Raw genomic sequence first — 4,015 nt, 5'->3', positions numbered from 1 at the left:
GCACCGGAGTGATCCGGTGCGGGCCCCCTCGCCGTGGTCAGCCCTGCGGCCAGGCGTCCGCGAGCATCTTGCGGGTGTCCGCGAGCAGTTGCGGCAGCACCTTGGTGTGGCCGACCACCGGCATGAAGTTGGTGTCCCCGCCCCAGCGCGGCACCACGTGCTGGTGCAGGTGGGCGGCGATCCCGGCGCCGGCCGCGGCGCCCTGGTTCATGCCGATGTTGAAGCCGTGCGCACCGGAGGCCGCGCGCAGCGCCGTCATCGCGTGCTTGGTGAAGACCGCGAGCTCGGCCGTCTCCGCCTCGTCCAGGTCGGTGTAGTCGGCGACGTGCCGGTACGGGACGACCATCAGGTGGCCGCCGTTGTACGGGTACAGGTTGAGCACCGCGAAGACCGAACCGCCGCGGGCGATGATCAGGCCGTCCTCGTCGCTGAGCGAGGGGATGCTGCAGAACGGGCAGCCGTCGTCCGGCGACGGCCCGGTGGGCTTGTTCTCGCCCTGGATGTAGGCCATGCGGTGGGGGGTCCACAGGCGGCGGAAGCCGTCCGGCTCCCCCACGCCCCGCTGCAGTTCGGGCTCACTCGTCATGCCGATCAGCATATGCGTCCCGGCAGGCGGGACGAACAGGCCGGGGCGGGGGGGGGGGGGGCCGCTCCCCGCACATTGCCCCGGCCCGCGGGGGGGCGGCCCCCCGGGGGGGGGCGGGCCCGCCCCCCCCCCCCCCCCGCCCCGGTGCGTACGGGATCAGACCTGGATGCGGCGCTGCACCGCGTCCACGATCTCGGCCACCGCGTCGGCGACCGGAACGCCGTTCTTCTGCTCGCCGTCGCGGTAGCGGAAGGAGACCGCGCCGGCCTCGACGTCGTCGTTGCCCGCGATCAGCATGAAGGGGACCTTCTGCTTCTGGGCGTTGCGGATCTTCTTCTGCATCCGGTCGTCGGAGGTGTCGACCTCGACCCGGATGCCGTGCTTCTTGAGCTCCTTAGCGACGTCCAGCAGGTACGGCACGTGCTCGTCGGTGATCGGGATGCCGGTCACGGTGACCGGGGCCAGCCACGGCGGCATGGCGCCGGCGTAGTGCTCCAGCAGCACCGCGAAGAAGCGCTCGATCGAGCCGAACAGGGCGCGGTGGATCATCACCGGGCGCTGCCGCGAGCCGTCGGCCGCGGTGTACTCGAGGTCGAACCGCTCGGGCAGGTTGAAGTCGAGCTGGATGGTCGACATCTGCCAGGTGCGGCCGATGGCGTCCTTGGCCTGGACGGAGATCTTCGGGCCGTAGAAGGCCGCGCCGCCCGGGTCCGGGACGAGCGGCAGGCCCTGCTTCTCGGCCACGGCGGCGAGGACCGCGGTGGCCTCCTCCCAGGTCTCGTCCGAGCCGACGTACTTCTCCGGGTCCTTGGTGGAGAGCTCCAGGTAGAAGTCGGTCAGGCCGTAGTCGCGCAGCAGGTTGAGCACAAAGGTCAGGGTCGAGTCGAGCTCGTCCGCCATCTGCTCGCGGGTGCAGTAGATGTGCGCGTCGTCCTGGGTGAAGCCGCGGGCGCGGGTCAGGCCGTGCACCACGCCGGACTTCTCGTACCGGTACACCGTGCCGAACTCGAACAGGCGCAGCGGCAGTTCGCGGTAGGAGCGGCCGCGCGCGTCGAAGATCAGGTTGTGCATCGGGCAGTTCATGGGCTTGAGGTAGTAGTCCACGCCCTCGTCGAGCTGCATGGGGGGGTACATGCCGTCGGCGTACCAGTCCAGGTGGCCGCTGGTCTCGAACAGCTTCCCCTTGGTGGCGTGCGGGGTGTAGACGAACTCGTAGCCCTCCTCCTCGTGCCGGCGGCGCGAGTAGTCCTCCATGGCCCGGCGGATGATGCCGCCCTTGGGGTGGAAGACGGCGAGGCCGGAGCCGATCTGCTCCGGGATGGAGAACAGGTCGAGCTCATTGCCGAGCTTGCGGTGGTCGCGCTTCTCGGCCTCGACCAGGAAGTCCAGGTGCGCCTTCAGCTCGTCCTTGCTCGGCCACGCGGTGCCGTAGATGCGCTGCAGCATCGGGTTCTTCTCGCTGCCGCGCCAGTAGGCGGCCGCGTTGCGCATCAGCTTGAAGGCCGGGATGTGCCGGGTGGTGGGCAGGTGCGGGCCGCGGCAGAGGTCGCCCCAGCACTGCTCGCCGGACTTGGCGTCCAGGTTGTCGTAGATGGTCAGCTCGCCGGCGCCGACCTCGACGTCGGCGCCCTCGCCGGCGGTCGCGGCGGAGCCCTTGAGGCCGATCAGCTCCAGCTTGTACGGCTCGGCGGCCAGCTCCTCGCGGGCGGCGTCGTCGGCGACCACGCGGCGGGAGAACTTCTGCCCGCGCTTGATGATCTCCTGCATCTTCTTCTCGATGGCCTTGAGGTCATCGGGGTGGAAGGGCTTCTCGACGTCGAAGTCGTAGTAGAAGCCGTCCTTGACCGGCGGGCCGATGCCGAGCTTGGCCTCCGGGAAGAGCTGCTGCACGGCCTGCGCCATCACGTGCGCGGTGGAGTGCCGCAGGATGTCCAGGCCGTCCTTGCTGGAGATCTCGACCGGCTCGACCTCGTCGCCGTCCTGGACGGCGTAGGCGAGGTCCTTCAGCTGGCCGCCGACGCGGGCGGCGATGATCGAGCGGTCGTCGGCGAAGAGGTCGGCGGCCGTGGTGCCCGTGGTCACCACGCGCTCTTCCCGATCGGGTTCGCGGTTGATGATGATCCGGACGTCGGTCACCGGTCTCTCCTGACATCTGTGGTCCGCAGCACTCTGCTGCGTCCCTCGATGGTACCGAGCGCCGCACGTCCGCCGTGCACCGCGCTCACCCCCGCGTCCGGCACGTCCGGCCCGCTCGACCTGCGGGGGCCGCACGGCCGCGGCCGGGTGCGCCGGGGCGCCCCGGGCCGATCCCCGGCGACGGCCGCCGGGGTGCGCGGCGGCGCGGCCCGGGCGGCCCGGGGTTGAGCCGGTGTCAACTGCGGTATCACCTGGGCAGAGCACGGCGCGCCCCCGGTCCTCGGCGGCGCGCCGGGCACCGCCCGGCGCCACGTGAGGGGTGGTCATGCAGCAGATCCGGCCCTGGTACGAGGGCCCACTCGCCTCGTTCGACACCGAGACCACCGGCGTGGACGTCGAGCACGACCGCATCGTGTCCGCCGCACTGGTCCTGCAGAGCGCTCCGGGCGCCCCCGCCACCACCGCGACCTGGCTGGCCGACCCCGGGGTGCCGATCCCGGACGGCGCCCGCGCGGTGCACGGCATCACCGACGAGCAGGTCCGCGCGCACGGCCGGCCGGCCCGCACGGTGGTGGCCGAACTCGCCCGCGCGCTGGCCGAACAGGCGCTGGCCGGTGTGCCGCTGGTGGTGATGAACGCCCCGTACGACCTGACCCTGCTCGACCGCGAACTGCGGCGGCACCGCGGCAGTTCGCTCACCGAGGCGCTCGGCGGCCTGGGCATGCTGGTGCTGGACCCGCGGGTGCTGGACAAGCACGTCGACCGCTACCGCAAGGGCCGCCGTACGCTCACCGACCTGTGCGCCCACTACGACGTGCGGCTCACCGGCGCGCACGACGCCTCGGCCGACGCAACGGCCGCGCTGGAACTCGTCCGTGCGCTCGGCGCCCGGCACCCCGAGCGGCTCGGCGCCCTGACCGCACCCGAACTCCACCTGCGGCAGGCGGTCTGGCACGCGGCGCAGGCCCGCGGGCTGCAGGACTGGTTCGACCGCTCCGGCACACCGGAGCGGGTGGACCTCGCCTGGCCGTTGCGCCCGGCCCGGTGCGACTGCGGCCGGCCGCTCGCCGACGAGCACCGCTGCGAGGCCGCCGCCTGAACCGGGCGGAGCGGCCCGCGCCGGTGCATCAACGCACGAGGCCCCGGGCGCGCCAGTGGGGCGGGGGCGCGGTGGGGGGGGGGGGTGGTGCGCTGTGGCCCGCCCGCTCTGGTCGTCCCGGACCGGGGCCAGCGGGGCGCCCTCCTCGCGGACCGCGCCGATCTCGTCCTGGTGGCCGTCGGGCAGTTCGAGGC

Annotated in this window: 3 protein-coding genes; 1 reads left to right on the top strand and 2 read right to left on the bottom strand. The window is 72.6% G+C overall.

What is annotated here, in order from left to right:
- Positions 1 to 37 precede the first annotated feature (37 nt).
- Both ACFV0G_RS36505 and thrS read right to left on the bottom strand, forming a co-directional pair.
- A complete protein-coding gene (locus ACFV0G_RS36505) occupies positions 38 to 598 on the bottom strand; it encodes an HIT family protein (RefSeq protein ID WP_380557207.1) in 561 nt (186 codons plus the stop codon).
- A gap of 144 nt (positions 599 to 742) precedes the next feature.
- Positions 743 to 2,722, bottom strand: a complete 1,980-nt coding sequence (thrS, locus tag ACFV0G_RS36500) for a threonine--tRNA ligase (protein ID WP_380557205.1) — start codon at positions 2,720 to 2,722, stop codon at positions 743 to 745.
- Positions 2,723 to 3,056: 334 nt separating this feature from the next.
- On the opposite strand from thrS, the gene ACFV0G_RS36495 reads away from it, so the two are divergent.
- Positions 3,057 to 3,821 carry a 3'-5' exonuclease gene (locus ACFV0G_RS36495; RefSeq protein WP_380557209.1) on the top strand — a complete coding sequence of 255 codons (765 nt, stop codon included), beginning with the start codon at positions 3,057 to 3,059 and terminating at the stop codon, positions 3,819 to 3,821.
- The last annotated feature ends 194 nt before the right edge of the window (positions 3,822 to 4,015 follow it).

The organism is Kitasatospora sp. NPDC059571, from assembly GCF_042735675.1.
Taxonomy (GTDB): domain Bacteria; phylum Actinomycetota; class Actinomycetes; order Streptomycetales; family Streptomycetaceae; genus Kitasatospora.
The sequence above is the reverse complement of the archived record's forward strand: the minus strand, read 5'-3'. Positions and strand labels throughout refer to the sequence as shown.

Excerpts from the sequence above, each read along its gene's own strand:
- ACFV0G_RS36505 (WP_380557207.1), bottom strand. The coding sequence starts at position 598 with ATGCTGATCGGCATGACGAGTGAGCCCGAACTGCAGCGGGGCGTGGGG.